At 69.8% G+C, this 13984-nt stretch carries 14 protein-coding genes; 9 read left to right on the top strand and 5 right to left on the bottom strand.

The window, feature by feature from the left end; translation table 11 throughout:
- Positions 1-97 precede the first annotated feature (97 nt).
- Positions 98-562 (top strand): GatB/YqeY domain-containing protein, encoded by a 465-nt coding sequence (locus ACFVYL_RS19275; protein WP_389717457.1) that lies wholly within the window; start codon positions 98-100, stop codon positions 560-562.
- Between the two features lie 212 nt (positions 563-774).
- On the opposite strand, the gene ACFVYL_RS19270 is transcribed toward ACFVYL_RS19275, so the two are convergent.
- Positions 775-3099: a transglycosylase domain-containing protein gene (locus ACFVYL_RS19270; RefSeq protein WP_389717454.1), complete on the bottom strand. Its 2325-nt coding sequence runs from the start codon at positions 3097-3099 to the stop codon at positions 775-777.
- A gap of 526 nt (positions 3100-3625) precedes the next feature.
- On the opposite strand from ACFVYL_RS19270, the gene ACFVYL_RS19265 reads away from it, so the two are divergent.
- Positions 3626-3970 (top strand): WhiB family transcriptional regulator, encoded by a 345-nt coding sequence (locus ACFVYL_RS19265; RefSeq protein WP_030782081.1) that lies wholly within the window; start codon positions 3626-3628, stop codon positions 3968-3970.
- A gap of 187 nt (positions 3971-4157) precedes the next feature.
- Here the strand turns inward: ACFVYL_RS19265 and ACFVYL_RS19260 are convergent, their stop codons facing one another.
- Both ACFVYL_RS19260 and ACFVYL_RS19255 read right to left on the bottom strand, forming a co-directional pair.
- On the bottom strand, positions 4158-5546 hold the full coding sequence (locus ACFVYL_RS19260; protein ID WP_389717453.1) for an ArsA family ATPase: 1389 nt from the start codon (positions 5544-5546) through the stop codon (positions 4158-4160).
- On the bottom strand, positions 5543-6523 hold the full coding sequence (locus ACFVYL_RS19255; RefSeq protein WP_389717450.1) for an ArsA-related P-loop ATPase: 981 nt from the start codon (positions 6521-6523) through the stop codon (positions 5543-5545). The genes ACFVYL_RS19260 and ACFVYL_RS19255 overlap by 4 nt, the downstream gene beginning before the upstream one ends.
- An 82-nt stretch (positions 6524-6605) precedes the next feature.
- Here ACFVYL_RS19255 and ACFVYL_RS19250 point away from each other — a divergent pair, with 82 nt between their 5' ends.
- The 4 genes from ACFVYL_RS19250 (at position 6606) to ACFVYL_RS19235 (ending at position 9389) form a co-directional block, all read left to right on the top strand.
- Positions 6606-6767: a DUF4177 domain-containing protein gene (locus ACFVYL_RS19250; RefSeq protein ID WP_003975360.1), complete on the top strand. Its 162-nt coding sequence runs from the start codon at positions 6606-6608 to the stop codon at positions 6765-6767.
- The gene (locus ACFVYL_RS19245; protein ID WP_389717447.1) at positions 6764-7234 is read left to right on the top strand and encodes a RidA family protein; all 471 of its coding nucleotides are present in this window, start codon (positions 6764-6766) and stop codon (positions 7232-7234) included. The genes ACFVYL_RS19250 and ACFVYL_RS19245 overlap by 4 nt, the downstream gene beginning before the upstream one ends.
- A 104-nt stretch (positions 7235-7338) precedes the next feature.
- Entirely contained in the window at positions 7339-8211 is an 873-nt protein-coding gene (locus ACFVYL_RS19240) for an NUDIX hydrolase (RefSeq protein WP_389717445.1), read from the top strand.
- A gap of 347 nt (positions 8212-8558) precedes the next feature.
- Positions 8559-9389: an MBL fold metallo-hydrolase gene (locus ACFVYL_RS19235; protein ID WP_389717442.1), complete on the top strand. Its 831-nt coding sequence runs from the start codon at positions 8559-8561 to the stop codon at positions 9387-9389.
- Between the two features lie 110 nt (positions 9390-9499).
- Here ACFVYL_RS19235 and ACFVYL_RS19230 read toward each other — a convergent pair whose 3' ends face one another.
- Positions 9500-10174, bottom strand: coding sequence for a Crp/Fnr family transcriptional regulator (locus tag ACFVYL_RS19230; RefSeq protein ID WP_016642758.1), 675 nt, complete (start codon positions 10172-10174; stop codon positions 9500-9502).
- Between the two features lie 360 nt (positions 10175-10534).
- Here ACFVYL_RS19230 and nth point away from each other — a divergent pair, with 360 nt between their 5' ends.
- The 3 genes from nth to ACFVYL_RS19215 all read left to right on the top strand — a co-directional run bounded on the left by nth (position 10535) and on the right by ACFVYL_RS19215 (position 13708).
- The gene (gene nth / locus ACFVYL_RS19225) at positions 10535-11512 is read left to right on the top strand and encodes an endonuclease III (RefSeq protein ID WP_389717440.1); all 978 of its coding nucleotides are present in this window, start codon (positions 10535-10537) and stop codon (positions 11510-11512) included.
- Positions 11513-11793: 281 nt separating this feature from the next.
- Positions 11794-12453: an NUDIX hydrolase gene (locus tag ACFVYL_RS19220; RefSeq protein ID WP_389717733.1), complete on the top strand. Its 660-nt coding sequence runs from the start codon at positions 11794-11796 to the stop codon at positions 12451-12453.
- 49 nt (positions 12454-12502) lie between these two features.
- Positions 12503-13708, top strand: coding sequence for a MarP family serine protease (locus ACFVYL_RS19215; protein WP_389717438.1), 1206 nt, complete (start codon positions 12503-12505; stop codon positions 13706-13708).
- A 33-nt stretch (positions 13709-13741) separates the two neighbouring features.
- Here the strand turns inward: ACFVYL_RS19215 and ACFVYL_RS19210 are convergent, their stop codons facing one another.
- The gene (locus tag ACFVYL_RS19210; RefSeq protein WP_389717436.1) at positions 13742-13930 is read right to left on the bottom strand and encodes a hypothetical protein; all 189 of its coding nucleotides are present in this window, start codon (positions 13928-13930) and stop codon (positions 13742-13744) included.
- Positions 13931-13984: the final 54 nt, after the last annotated feature.

The raw sequence follows: 13984 nt of genomic DNA, 5'->3' as shown, positions 1-13984 counted from the left end.
CACACCCTGGCACCCCCGTACGACCGCGAGGGCAACCCGCGCCCACCCAGCGGAAATCGGCGGGCGGCCAACCCTCCGCACCTGCCACAATCAACCCATGACCACGCTCAAGTCGAAGCTGCACGATGACCTCACCGCCGCGATCCGGGGGCGCGACGAGCTGCGCTCCTCGACGCTCCGGCTGACCCTCACCGCGATCACGAAGGAGGAGGTCTCGGGCAAGACGGCCCGTGAGCTCTCCGACGACGAGGTCCAGAAGGTGATCGCCCGCGAGGCCAAGAAGCGCCGTGAGGCCGCGGAGGCCTTCGCCGAGGGCGGCCGTGCCGAGCAGGCGGCGAAGGAGAAGGCGGAGGGCGAGATCCTCGCCGAGTACCTCCCCAAGCAGCTCTCCGACGACGAGCTGCGGGAGATCGTCGCCCAGGCCGTCGCGGAGGCCAAGGCCGCCGGCGCCGAGGGTCCGCGCGCCATGGGCCAGGTCATGAAGATCGTGAACCCGAAGGTCGCGGGCCTGGCCGAGGGCGGCCGCGTCGCCGCCACGGTCAAGCAGCTTCTCGCGGGCTGAGAGCGCGGTGGAGCGGGTGAGGTAGCGGGAGGGTGAGGTAGCGCGCGGGGCCGGTTCGGCCCGGTAACCCTGTCGGCCCCCGACTCCAACCCTGTCGGCCCCCGCTCCCGGTGACGACGATGAGGGCGCCCCCTGAAGCAGGGGGCGCCCTCATTCACGTACGAGCTTCACGTACGAGCTTCACGTACGAGATTCCCGTACGAGCAGAAGGGCTACTGCGGCCAGCCGCCGAACCCGCCGCCGATGCCGTTCCCACCGTTCCCGTTCCCGTTTCCGTTCCCGCCGTTTCCGTTGCCGCCGAGGACGTCCGACGGGATCGAAATGTCCGGCCAGGGGTCGCCGCCTCCGTCGTTGCCGCCTCCGCCGTTGCCACCCCCGCCAATGCCGCCACCGTTGCCGCCACCATTGCCACCGTCGTGGCCACCACCACCCGGCTTGTTGTCGTGGTCGCGGCCGTGGTCCCCGTCCCTGCCCTTGTCCCCGCCGGGGATGTGGACGGTGTTGAAGCCGGGGCCGGGCTTGCCCGCGAGGGCGCCGCTCATCGCGTCGCGCCAGATCGGGCCCGGCACCTCGCCACCGAAGACCTTGTCGTACGGGACCCCGCCGATGGTGATGTCGACCATTTGCCGCTTGTGCTGCGGGTCGCCGACCCAGACGGCGCCCGACATGTTCGGGGTGTAGCCCACGAACCAGGCTGCGTAGCGGTAGTCGGTCGTACCCGTCTTGCCCGCGCTGGGGCGGGAGCCGAGTCCTGCCTGCTTGCCCGTGCCGTCCTCGACCACACCCTTCAGGAGCGTGTTGACGGTGTCGGCGGTCTTCTGCGACATCGCGCGCGAGCACGACGACTTCGGCACCGGCAGCGACTTGCCGCCGAGCGTGTTGATCGACTCGATGGCGATGGGCGTGCAGTACGTGCCGCGCGAGGCGAAGGTCGCGTACGCGCCCGCCATCGTCAGCGGCGACATCTCCTGGGTGCCGAGGGCGATGGACGGCGCCTGGTCCAGCTGCTTGCCGTCGGCGCGCTTGACGCCCATCTTGGCGGCCAGTTTCGTCACCGGGCAGATGCCGATGTCGCCGATGAGCTGCACGTAGTAGGTGTTGACCGACTTCGCGGTCGCTTCCTGCATGCCGTACGGGCCGACCTCGGACTCGTTCTCGTTGGTCAGCTTCGCGTTGCCGGAGTTCACCCACTGCTTGCCGTCACAGGCGGACACCCGCTTCGGGTACGGCATTTCGTACGGTGAGGCATAGCTCTGCCCGGCCGACTTGCCGCCCTCCAGGGCCGCCGCCGCGACGATCGGCTTGAAGGTCGAACCGGGCTGGTAGCCCGCGCCGCCGCCCATGGAGTCGTCCACGGAGAGGTTGATCGTGGTCTCGTCCTTCTTGAAGCCGTAGGGACGCGACTGGCCCATGCCGAGGATCTTGCCCGTGCCCGGCTCGACGATCGAGGCGGCGGTCGCCACGTCGTCGGTCTTGTTCACGTGATCCTTTATCGACGCCTGCACGGAGTCCTGCGCCTGCGGGTCGAGGGTCGTGCGGACCTTCAGGCCGCCCCGGTTCCAGACCTTGGCCCGCTCTTCCTTCGTCTTGCCGAAGACCGGGTCGTTGAGGAACACCTCGCGCACGTAGTCGCAGAAGAAGCCGGCGCCGCTGACCGAGGTGATGCACCCGTTCTTGGGGCGGCTCACCTTCAGGCCGAGCTCGGTCTTCTTGGCGTCGTCGGCCTGCTGCTGGGAGATGTCGTGCGTGTCGGCCATGCGCTGCAGCACCACGTTGCGCCGCTTGGTGGCCTCCGCCGAGTCGTTGACCGGGTCGTACCGGCTGGGGGACTGCACGATGCCGGCGAGGAGCGCGGCCTCCTGGACCTCCAGGTCCTTGGCGGGCTTGGAGAAGTACCGCTGCGCCGCGGCCTCGATGCCGTACGCCTGCTGACCGAAGTAGGTGATGTTCAGGTAGTTCTTGAGGATGCGCTTCTTGCCCAGCTTGTCCTCGACCTGGATCGCGTACTTCAGCTCGCGGATCTTGCGGCCGAGCGTCTGCTGCGTGGCCTCGGCGACCTTCGTCGGGTCGTCGCCGGCCTCCTCCACGAAGACGTTCTTCACGTACTGCTGCGTCAGCGTGGACGCGCCCTGCGAGACGCCGCCGCTCTGCGCGTTCTGGTTGAGCGCGCGCAGGATGCCCTTGAGGTCGACCGCGCCGTGCTCGTAGAAGCGGGAGTCCTCGATCGCGACGATCGCCTTCTGCATGTACGGCGAGATGTCCTTGAGCGGGACGACCGTGCGGTCACGCGAGTAGACCGTGGCGATCTGGCCGCCCTTGTTGTCCAGGATCGTGGTGCGCTGACTGAGGGGCGGCTGCTTCAGATTGGCGGGGATCTCGTCGAACCCTTCGACCGAACCCTTGGCCGCGAGGCCCAGCGCTCCGGCCGCGGGCAGGGCGATCCCGGCCAGCACCGCACCCGCCAGGACGCTGACTCCGAGGAACTTCGCGGCCTGCTGAGTTGGTGACAGACCACCGCCCGAGCGCTTCTTTCCCATGAGGGCAGCCTAATCCGTCGCCGCCGGGGTTCCGAGGGAGCGAGGGTTCCTCGGGATGTTCGCGTACCTCCGGCACCTCTGAGCCCGGTGGCACGCTTGTCACCTGGAGCCTCAGAAGTGCGGGACGCCGATGTTTCAGAAGGGTGGGGCGCCGACGTTCTGATTCGCCGGACAGGCCTCAATGCCTTGGCCTAAGCTGCTCTCAACTGTCACAGCCGTGCGGTTCGGCACCAGACCCTCCCCCCTCCCGAATCAGGCGGATTCATGTCCGAATTCGCCTCATGTGACGCTCAGCGTCCGTTGTGACTCAACTGAACTGTCCCGGAATGCCGGGTTCCTCACGGATGTCGTCAGCTCACTCCGTCGGGTGATCTGCCGCTTACGCATAGTCCGTTCGGGCCATTCAAGATTGGGCCCGAAGGGGGTGTTGCGCTGTGCCCACCTTCCGTAACGTCCTCAACTGGCGGCGGTGCATATGCCGCTGCCGCCGTGGGGGAGCCTCGATTCGGGAGAGGACGGCGCCGGTATGGGCTGGGTAACCGACTGGAGTGCGCAGGCGGCCTGCCGCACTACCGATCCGGATGAACTATTCGTTCAAGGAGCAGCGCAGAACAGGGCCAAGGCGGTGTGCACCGGATGCCCGGTGCGGACCGAGTGCCTGGCCGACGCGCTGGACAACCGCGTCGAGTTCGGCGTGTGGGGTGGCATGACGGAGCGAGAGCGCCGCGCACTGCTGCGCAGGCGCCCCACCGTCACCTCATGGCGCAGGCTCCTGGAGACAGCGCGCTCCGAGTACGAGCGCGGTGCGGGCCTGTTGCCCGTGGACTTGGAGGACGAGGAGACGTACGAGAGCTACGCGGCAGTGGGGTAGACCGATAACCGACAGGCCATCAGGCGATGCCCTCCGACAGGCCATCGGGCGATGCCCTCCGACAGACGATCAGGCGATGCCCTCCGAAAGACCATCACCCGACAGGCCATCAGGTGACGCCCTCCCCGCGGGGTGATGCAAACCCCCACGGCCGGGTCCGAGCGATGCGGGTGATCCCCGCGTCGCGTCAGCCCGCCAGCCGATCCCCCACGGCCCGTAGCCCCGCAAGGTCATGTACATCACCGGGAAGCGCGGCCACTTCGGCCACCGCGACCTCGGGGTGGAGCGCGGTGAAACGATCACGCGTGCGCTGTTCCCGCACGAGCAACTGCATGCGCTCGGCGTGCAGGCGCAGGAGACCGGCGGTCATCTGCTCGACGCATGCGTCGGTCACCGGCTCATGAGGTTCGAGCTCGGGCTCATGAGGTTCAGGCTTGGGCTCATGAGGTCCGGGCTCGTGAGGTGCACCGCTCTCCGCGGTGTCAGATGTGGCGGCGGGGTCCTCGGGATGCGCGGGGGCTTCGGACGGTGCGGGATTCTCTGAAGTCGCGGGAGTCTCGGGGGAGTTACGAACTCCTACCTTCCCGTCCTCCTGATCCACAATGCGGCGTTCCTCAAGATTTTCCGCGGCGGCGAGGGCCCGCTCGGCCGACAGCTGAGCGGCGCCGCTGCCGTGCACACGGTTCAGTACGAGGCCCGCCAGCGGCATGTCGTCCGCGGCGAGGCGTTCCACGAAGTACGCGGCCTCCCGCAGGGCGTCCCGCTCCGGCGATGCCACCACGAGGAACGCCGTGCCGGGCGCCTGCAGCAGCCGGTACGTCGCGTCGGCCCGGGTGCGGAAGCCGCCGAACATGCTGTCCATGGCCGTCACGAACATCTGCACGTCACGCAGCAACTGCCCGCCGAGCAGTTTGCCGAGGGCGCCCGTCATCATCGACATGCCGACGTTCAGGAACTTCATCCCGGCCCGGCCGCCCACCTTCGCCGGCGCCATCAGGACGCGGATCAACTTGCCGTCCAGGAAGGACCCGAGGCGCTTGGGGGCGTCGAGGAAATCCAGGGCCGAACGCGAGGGCGGCGTGTCGACGACGATCAGGTCCCACTCGTCCCGGGAGCTCAACTGCCCCAGCTTCTCCATCGCCATGTACTCCTGCGTGCCCGCGAAGCCCGCCGAAAGCGACTGGTAGAAGGGGTTGTTGAGGATCGCCTTGGCGCGTTCCTTGTCCGTGTGCGCCTCGACGATCTCGTCGAAGGTGCGCTTCATGTCGAGCATCATGGCGTGCAGTTCGCCGGAGCCGTCGATGTCCTTGACCCGGCGCGGCACGTTGTCGAGCGAGTCGATGCCCATGGACTGCGCGAGCCTGCGCGCCGGGTCGATGGTGAGCACGACGGTCTTGCGGCCCCGCTCCGCCGCGCGCAGCCCGATCGCGGCCGCCGTGGTCGTCTTGCCGACGCCGCCGGAGCCGCAGCACACCACGATCCGGGTCTCCGGGTCGTCGATCAGGGCGTCCACGTCCAGCGCGAGGCCGGGTTCCAGAGTCCGTGTCGTCGTCCGGGTCGTGCGCTCCCTGGTCATGCGATCCCTTGCTTCCGCAGTTCCGTGGCGAGCTCGTAGAGACCCGCGAGGTCCATCCCGCCCGCGAGAAGCGGGAGTTCGTGCAGAGGCCGGCCGAACTCCGTGAGGACAGCGCGCTGGTCGCGCTCCAGGGCGAACCGCTCGGCGTACTCGGCGGCCTGCTCCAGGAGCGGATCGACCAGGCGCTCGGCGGCCCCGCCGCGCCGCGCACCGCCGAGCCCGGCGGTGGACAGGGACTTGGCGACGGCCGTACGGGGCGCCTGCTCCAGGCCCAGCTTCAGCGAGGCCTCGTTCAGCAGGGCGGGGCGCACCATGTTCACGATGAGCCGTCCCACGGGCAGTTGCGCCGCCCGCAGCTCGGCCACGCCGTCCGCCGTCTCCTGGACGGGCATCTCCTCCAGGAGAGTCACCAAGTGCACGGCCGTCTCGGTGGACTTCAGGACCCGCATCACGGCCTGCGCCTGATTGTGTATGGGCCCTATTTTCGCGAGCCCGGCGACCTCGTCGTTCACGTTCAAAAAGCGGGTGATGCGCCCGGTCGGCGGGGCGTCCATCACCACGCAGTCGTACGCGTAGCGCCCGCTCTTGTCCTTCCTGCGCACCGCCTCGCAGGCCTTGCCGGTCAGCAGGACGTCCCGCAGGCCCGGCGCGACGGTCGTCGCGAAGTCGATGGCCCCGAGCTTCTTCAGGGCCCGTCCCGCGCCCCCCAGCTTGTAGAACATCTGGAGGTAGTCAAGGAGTGCCAGTTCGGGGTCGATGGCTAGGGCGTACACCTCCCCGCCCCCGGGAGCGACGGCGATCTTCCGCTCCTCATAGGGCAGCGCCTCCGTCTCGAAGAGCTGCGCGATGCCTTGCCTGCCCTCGACCTCGACGAGGAGGGTGCGTTTTCCCTCACTCGCCAGGGCGAGCGCGAGGGCCGCGGCCACCGTGGTCTTGCCGGTACCGCCCTTGCCGCTGACGACCTGGAGCCTGCTCACCCTTCCGAGCCTAACCAGTCGCTGCCCGGACCATGCAGGAGCCCACCCTGAGCAACCCGTCACACCGACTACAGTCGGCCACATGACCAAGTGGGAATACGCAACCGTGCCTCTGCTCGTCCACGCCACGAAGCAGATTCTTGACACCTGGGGCGAGGACGGCTGGGAGCTGGTCCAGGTCGTGCCCGGGCCGAACAACCCCGAGCAGCTCGTGGCCTACCTGAAGCGGGAGAAGCAGGCATGAGCGGCGCAGTCGACGCCCGCCTCGCCGAGCTCGGCCTGACGCTGCCCGAGGTCGTGCCGCCGCTGGCGTCCTACCAGCCGGCCGTCCAGTCCGGCGTGTACGTCTACACCGCGGGCCAGCTCCCGATGGTGGACGGCAAGCTCGCCGTGACCGGCAAGGTCGGTGCCGAGGTCACCCCCGAGGAGGCCAAGGACCTGGCCCGCACCTGCGCGCTGAACGCGCTGGCCGCGGTCAAGTCGGTCGCCGGTGACCTGGACCGCGTCGCGCGCGTCGTCAAGGTCGTCGGCTTCGTCGCGTCCGCCCCGGACTTCACGGGCCAGCCCGGCGTGATCAACGGCGCCAGCGAGCTCCTCGGTGAGGTCCTCGGCGAGAAGGGCGTGCACGCGCGCAGCGCCGTGGGCGTCACCGTGCTCCCGCTGGACGCTCCGGTCGAGGTCGAGATCCAGGTGGAGCTGACGGAGGCGTAAGCCGTTTTTGGCCTTACGGGGACGTCGGTTTCGCGTACCGGGGTCCCTGTAGGTACCGGTAGTTGCCTCTCGAACATCAGCTCGCCAGGGGATAGCCTCCGCCCATGGCAAATGGGCAGTGGTACCCCCCGGAGTGGCCCGACCGCATCCGCGCCCTCGCGAGCGGCGAGCTGACTCCGGCGACCCCGCGCCGCGCCGCGACCGTCATGCTGCTCAGAGGCGGGCCGGACAACGGCGGGCCGCAAGTACACATGCTGCGCAGACGCGCCTCCATGGCCTTCGCCGGGGGCGCGTACGCGTATCCGGGCGGTGGGGTCGACCCGCGCGACGACGACCACCTGGTGCGCTGGGCGGGTCCCGGGCGGGAGTCCTGGGCGGCCCGCCTGGGCGTCTCACGGACCGCCGCCCAGGCGATCGTCTGCGCGGCGGTCCGTGAGACGTACGAGGAAGCGGGCGTGCTGCTCGCGGGGCCGACTCCGGAGACGGTCGTCGGCGACACCACGGGCGATGACTGGGAGGCGGAGCGCGAGGCGCTGGTGGTCCGCGACCTCTCCTTCGCGGAGTTCCTGGACCGCCGGGGCCTGTATCTGCGCAGCGACCTCCTCGCCGCGTGGGCCCGCTGGATCACCCCGGAGTTCGAGCCCAAGCGCTACGACACGTTCTTCTTCGTGGCCGCGCTGCCCGAGGGCCAGCGCACCCGCAACGCCTCCACGGAGGCCGACCGCACGGTCTGGATCACCCCGTCCGAGGCGGCGGTCCGCTACGACGCGGGCGAACTCCTGATGATGCCGCCCACCATCGCGACACTGCGGTCCCTGACCGCGCATCCGTCGCCCCTGGCCGCCCTGGCCGCGGCCCCGTCCCGGGACATGACGCCGGTCCTGGCCCAAGCGCGTCTGGAGGGTGACGCACTGATCCTGTCCTGGCCGGGCCACGACGAGTTCACGAAGCGCATCGCGACAAGCACCCCCCAATGACGCCACCCGGAGCGACCCCGGGACGGCGGTCGGCCGCGATCGAGACAGGAGGGGACGTGGGGGTACGTGCGCACGGAGCACTGAGCGCACTCTGGCGTCTTTGTTCTTGAGGCGTGGCGCGCAGTGATGGCGAGTACGCACGTACCCCCACGTCCCCGCACCCCCAGACGAGCCCCAGGCGCCGCACCCGCAGTCCGCAAGGGCCCGCACCACCCCACAGCGGCCCGAACACCCCCAGAGGCTCCACAGCCCCGCACAGCCCCGAGAACACCTGCCCCAGCCCTCCCAGCCCCCCAGCCCCCTAGTCCTCATCCCCCGCCTCCAGCCCAGACAGGAGTCACCCCCGCATGACCGATGCCGCCGCCCTCCCCGGCCAGCCCCGCGGCGGGGTCCTCAGCGGCCCCGCCACCACCCGCGCGGTCAACGTCCTCGCGCCCAACCCCTCCGCGATGACCCTGGACGGCACCAACACCTGGATCGTCTCCGAGCCCGACTCTCCGCTCGCGGTGGTCATCGATCCGGGCCCACTGGACGACACGCACCTGAGCCACGTCATCGAGACGGCCGAGAAGGCGGGCAAGCGCGTCGCTCTGACGCTCCTCACCCACGGCCACCCCGACCACGCCGAGGGCGCGGCCCGCTTCGCCGAACTGACCCGCACTCACGTCCGCGCCCTGGACCCCGCCCTGCGGCTCGGCGACGAGGGCCTGGCGCCCGGCGACGTGATCACCACCGGTGGCCTGGAGATGCGCGTCGTCGCCACCCCCGGCCACACCGCGGACTCGCTCTGCTTCCACCTTCCGGCCGACCAGGCGGTCCTGACGGGCGACACGGTCCTCGGCCGCGGCACCACGGTCGTGGCGCACCCCGACGGCCGCCTCGGCGACTACCTGGACTCCCTGCGGCGGCTGCGCTCCCTGGCGGTCGACGACGGCGTGCACACGGTCCTGCCGGGCCACGGTCCGGTCCTGGAGGACGCCCAGGGAGCCGTCGAGTTCTACCTCGCGCACCGCGCCAACCGGTTGGCCCAGGTCGAGACGGCCGTGGAGAACGGCCACATCGAGGCCGCGGACGTCGTCGCGCACGTGTACGCCGACGTGGACCGCTCCCTGTGGCCCGCCGCGGAGCTCTCGGTCAGGGCGCAGCTGGACTACTTGCGGGAGCACGGCCTGATCTGACGGGCCGAGGCCTCAGCCCCTCCCGGAAACGCCGATGGGCCCCGCCTCCGAAGAGGCGAGGCCCATCCACGTACGGGTACGTCATACCGACAGGCCGTACGGACACAGCGTCAGCGCGAACGCTTCGCCAGCCGCTCCACGTCCAGCAGGATCACCGCGCGGGCCTCGAGCCGCAGCCAGCCGCGACCGGCGAAGTCCGCAAGGGCCTTGTTGACCGTCTCGCGGGAGGCGCCGACCAGCTGGGCGAGCTCTTCCTGCGTGAGGTCGTGCACGACGTGGATGCCCTCTTCGGACTGCACACCGAAGCGGCGGGACAGGTCGAGAAGCGCACGGGCCACACGGCCGGGCACGTCGGAGAAGACCAGGTCGGACATCTGGTCATTGGTCTTACGAAGGCGTCGGGCGACGGCGCGCAGCAGCGCGGCGGCCACCTCGGGCCGGGCATTCAGCCAGGGCTGGAGGTCGCCGTGGCCGAGGCCGAGCAGCTTGACCTCGGTGAGGGCGGACGCCGTGGCGGTCCGCGGGCCCGGGTCGAAGAGCGACAGCTCCCCGATGAGCTCGCCGGGGCCGAGCACCGCGAGCATGTTCTCCCGGCCGTCGGGCGAGGTGCGGTGGAGCTTCACCTTGCCCTCGGTGACCACGTAGAGGCGGTCTCCGGGGTCGCCCTCATGGAAAAGCGCATCCCCGCGCGCGAGCGTCACCTCACTCATGGAGGCGCGGAGCTCCGCGGCCTGCTCGTCATCGAGCGCCGCGAAGAGCGGGGCGCGCCGCAGAACGTCGTCCACGAGTTCTCTCCTTGTCGACCTGCTCAGGGGATCTTGATTCCCCCGTCATATCAGGGGACCGTGTTCCCCGTTTTGCTGGACGGTCCAAACAGTGTGATCAGTCACAAGTCTGCCGCACCGGCGTCGCAAGCTGTGCGGGAGGGGGCCAATTGGGGGCCGATCCATGGGGTCAGGGACGGATGTCAGTGTCGGGCTCTAGGCTGGCCGGGTGTCCAAAAAGCCGGTGAGAGCGCAGGCCGAGGGGGCTGAGCGGGTGACCGCACCCCGTTATTCCGCTGTGGGCGAACATGCGTCCGGCACCCCTGAGAATGCGACAAAAAGGACAGCTCCCCTGGTGTCCCCGGCGAAGAGGTCGACCCTGTGAACGCAAAGAAGACGACGCCCGCGACGACGACGCCCCCGCCCGAGAAGGCTACGGCGAAGAAGATGGCCGCCAAGAAGGCACCCGCGAAGAAAGCCGCGGCCAAGACGACACCTGCGAAGAAGACGGCCGCCAAGAAGGCACCGGCCAAGAAGGCGCCCACCAAGAACACCCCCTCCCCGGTCGAGAAGCCCGCAACCGCCGGCACCCGGACGGAGTCCCACGCGGCCCTGGTCCGCCGCGCCCGGCGGATCAACCGCGAGCTCGCGGACGTGTACTCGTACGCACACCCCGAGCTGGACTTCGAGAACCCGTTCGAGCTCCTGGTCGCCACGGTGCTCTCCGCCCAGACCACCGACCTGCGCGTGAACCAGACGACCCCGCGGCTCTTCGCCAAGTACCCGACTCCGGAGGACCTGGCCGCGGCCGCCCCCGAGGAGGTCGAGGAGCTGATCAGGCCGACCGGCTTCTTCCGGGCGAAGGCCAAGTCGATCATGGGTCTGGCCAAGGCGCTGCGGGACGACTTCGGGGGTGAGGTGCCGGGCCGTCTCGACGACCTCGTCAAGCTGCCCGGAGTGGGCCGCAAGACCGCGTTCGTCGTTCTGGGCAACGCCTTCGGAGTGCCCGGCATCACCGTGGACACCCACTTCGGCCGTCTGGTCCGCCGCTGGAAGTGGACCGAGGAGACCGACCCGGTGAAGGTCGAGGCGGCGATCGCCGCGCTCTTCCCGAAGAGCGAGTGGACGATGCTCTCGCACCGCGTGATCTTCCACGGCCGCCGCATCTGCCACTCCCGCAAGCCCGCATGCGGCGCCTGCCCGATCGCCCCGCTCTGCCCGTCGTACGGGGAGGGCGAGACCGATCCGGAGAAGGCGAAGAAGCTGCTGAAGTACGAGATGGGCGGCTTCCCCGGCCAGCGCCTCAAGCCCCCGTCGGACTACCCGGGCAAGCCGGCGCCGCCGCTCGCCGCCGGGTGACACGGACGGCGGACGGAACGAACCCGAGAGGAAAGAGCGTTGTCCAGAGACGGACGGGGGTGCCGATGACGCACGCGAGCGATACGACGGACACGGCGAGCACCAAGAACACGGCGAACACGGCGAGCACCAACAACGCCGCGAACAACACCCACAGCACCAACACCCACAGCACCAACACCCACAGCACCGACACTCACAGCACCGACCCCCACGGCACCAACACCCGCAGCACCCACACCCCCCTCCCCACCCAACCCACAGATCAGGACGGTCATCCCCTGCTCAGCACCGTCGGCCTGCCCTCCTGGCTCGACCCGGTCGTCCACGCCGCCCGGACCGTCAAGCCGCTCCAGCTGAGCCGCTTCCTGCCTCCGGAGAGCGGCGCCGGGCGCCAGTCCGCCGTACTCGTCCTCTTCGGAGAGGGCGAGAAGGGTCCCGAGATGCTCCTGATGGAGCGTGCCGGATCCCTCCGTTCGCACGCGGGGCAGCCCTCCTTCCCCGGCGGCGCCCTCGACCCCGAGGACGGCGACCCGCAGGGTGAGGGGCCGCTGCGCGCCGCTCTGCGCGAGGCCGAGGAGGAGACCGGGCTCGACCCCCACGGCGTCCAGCTCTTCGCCGAGCTGCCCCGCCTCTTCATCCCGGTGAGCGACTTCGTCGTGACGCCCGTGCTCGGCTGGTGGCGCACCCCGACCCCGGTGGGCGTCGTCGATCCGAACGAGACCGCCCGGGTCTTCACGGTCCCCGTGGCCGATCTCACGGACCCGGCGAACCGGGCGACGGCGGTCCACCCCAGCGGCCATCACGGCCCCGCTTTCCTCGTCGAGTCCGCCCTGGTCTGGGGCTTTACGGCCGGCGTGATCGATAGAATCCTGCACTTCGCGGGCTGGGAGCGCCCTTGGGACCGCAGGAGGCAGGTCCCGCTCGACTGGCGCGCATGACAAGGTTGCGTGGAACGGGCGACCGCGATGCGAGGCGAGGATTGAATCGGTGAACGTGCTGGACGTCCTGCTGCTGCTCGCCGCCGTGTGGTTCGCGATCGTGGGGTACCGCCAGGGCTTCGTGGTCGGCATCCTCTCGGTGATCGGATTCCTGGGCGGCGGTCTCGTCGCCGTCTATCTCCTGCCGATCGTCTGGGACGCCCTCACGGACGACGACGCGGCCACGGTGAGTACGACCGCGGCGGTGGTGGCGGTCGTCATCGTGATCGTCTGTGCGTCGATCGGCCAGGCCTTCACCACTCATCTCGGCAACAAGCTGCGCAGATACATCACCTGGCAGCCCGCCCGTGCCCTCGACGCGACCGGCGGCGCGCTGGTCAACGTCGTGGCGATGCTCCTCGTCGCCTGGCTGATCGGCTCCGCCCTCGCGGGCACGACGCTGCCGACCCTCGGCAAGGAAGTGCGCAACTCCAAGGTCCTGCTCGGCGTCTCCCGCACCCTGCCGGGCCAGGCCGACACCTGGTTCGCCGACTTCTCCTCGGTCCTCGCGCAGAACGGCTTCCCGCAGGTCTTCAGTCCGTTCTCGAACGAGCCCATCAAGGAGGTCCAGCCCCCGGACCCCAAGCTCGCCAAGAGCAAGGTGGCCACGAAGGCCATGCGCTCCATCGTGAAGGTCCGCGGTGAGGCCCGCTCCTGCGGCAAGGTCCTCGAAGGCACCGGTTTCGTCTTCGCGGACCGCCGCGTGATGACCAACGCCCACGTGGTCGGCGGCGTGGACGAGCCGACCGTCCAGATAGGCGATCAGAACCAGACGTACGACGCGAAGGTCGTCCTCTACGACTGGGAGCGCGACATCGCCGTCCTGGACGTGCCCGCGCTGAAGGCACCGCCCCTGCAGTTCACGCCCAAGGACGCGCCCAGCGGCGCCGGAGCCATCGTCGCGGGCTTCCCCGAGGACGGCCCCTACGACGTCCGGCCCGCACGCGTGCGGGGGCGCATCACGGCCAACGGCCCGGACATCTACCACCGCGGCACCGTGCACCGCGATGTGTACTCGCTCTACGCGACCGTCCGCCAGGGCAACTCCGGCGGCCCGCTGCTCACGCCCGACGGCAAGGTCTACGGCGTGGTCTTCGCGAAGTCCCTCGACGATCCGGACACCGGCTATGCGCTGACGGCGGACGAGGTGCGCGAGGACATCGAGCGGGGCCGCACCGCGAACCAAGAGGTCGACAGCCAGGGCTGCGCGCTCTAGAGCGGCGGTCGTCGGGCCCGGAGGGCGGCGGGGTCAGTCGCGCGTGTGGCGGAGCCGCGCGGAGACCCAGCGGGCCCTGCGGCGGAGAATGTGGGGAATGCCCATCTCTTGAGGGGGGCCGTGATGGTCCTGCTCCTGTGGCCCGCCCCTCTCGCGGCTGTTCAGCGCTGTGGCCGAGCGGCGATTGCGTGCTACGTCACTGTAGTCGTGCGTCCAGCCCATACCCCGACGTGTGCCCGGGCCTCATGGTCGGTAACCGCGCCCAGGGGACCCAAT

The organism is Streptomyces sp. NPDC058308 (assembly GCF_042880275.1).
GTDB lineage: Bacteria > Actinomycetota > Actinomycetes > Streptomycetales > Streptomycetaceae > Streptomyces.
Note: the sequence above shows the minus strand (reverse complement) of the source record. Positions and strands in the feature narration are given on the sequence as shown.

Excerpts from the sequence above, each read along its gene's own strand:
- ACFVYL_RS19250 (WP_003975360.1), top strand. The coding sequence starts at position 6,606 with ATGACCAAGTGGGAATACGCAACCGTGCCTCTGCTCGTCCACGCCACG.
- ACFVYL_RS19245 (WP_389717447.1), top strand. The coding sequence starts at position 6,764 with ATGAGCGGCGCAGTCGACGCCCGCCTCGCCGAGCTCGGCCTGACGCTG.
- ACFVYL_RS19265 (WP_030782081.1), top strand. The coding sequence starts at position 3,626 with ATGGGCTGGGTAACCGACTGGAGTGCGCAGGCGGCCTGCCGCACTACC.
- ACFVYL_RS19235 (WP_389717442.1), top strand. The coding sequence starts at position 8,559 with ATGACCGATGCCGCCGCCCTCCCCGGCCAGCCCCGCGGCGGGGTCCTC.
- ACFVYL_RS19275 (WP_389717457.1), top strand. The coding sequence starts at position 98 with ATGACCACGCTCAAGTCGAAGCTGCACGATGACCTCACCGCCGCGATC.
- ACFVYL_RS19210 (WP_389717436.1), bottom strand. The coding sequence starts at position 13,930 with ATGGGCTGGACGCACGACTACAGTGACGTAGCACGCAATCGCCGCTCG.
- ACFVYL_RS19260 (WP_389717453.1), bottom strand. The coding sequence starts at position 5,546 with ATGACCAGGGAGCGCACGACCCGGACGACGACACGGACTCTGGAACCC.
- ACFVYL_RS19270 (WP_389717454.1), bottom strand. The coding sequence starts at position 3,099 with ATGGGAAAGAAGCGCTCGGGCGGTGGTCTGTCACCAACTCAGCAGGCC.
- ACFVYL_RS19240 (WP_389717445.1), top strand. The coding sequence starts at position 7,339 with ATGGCAAATGGGCAGTGGTACCCCCCGGAGTGGCCCGACCGCATCCGC.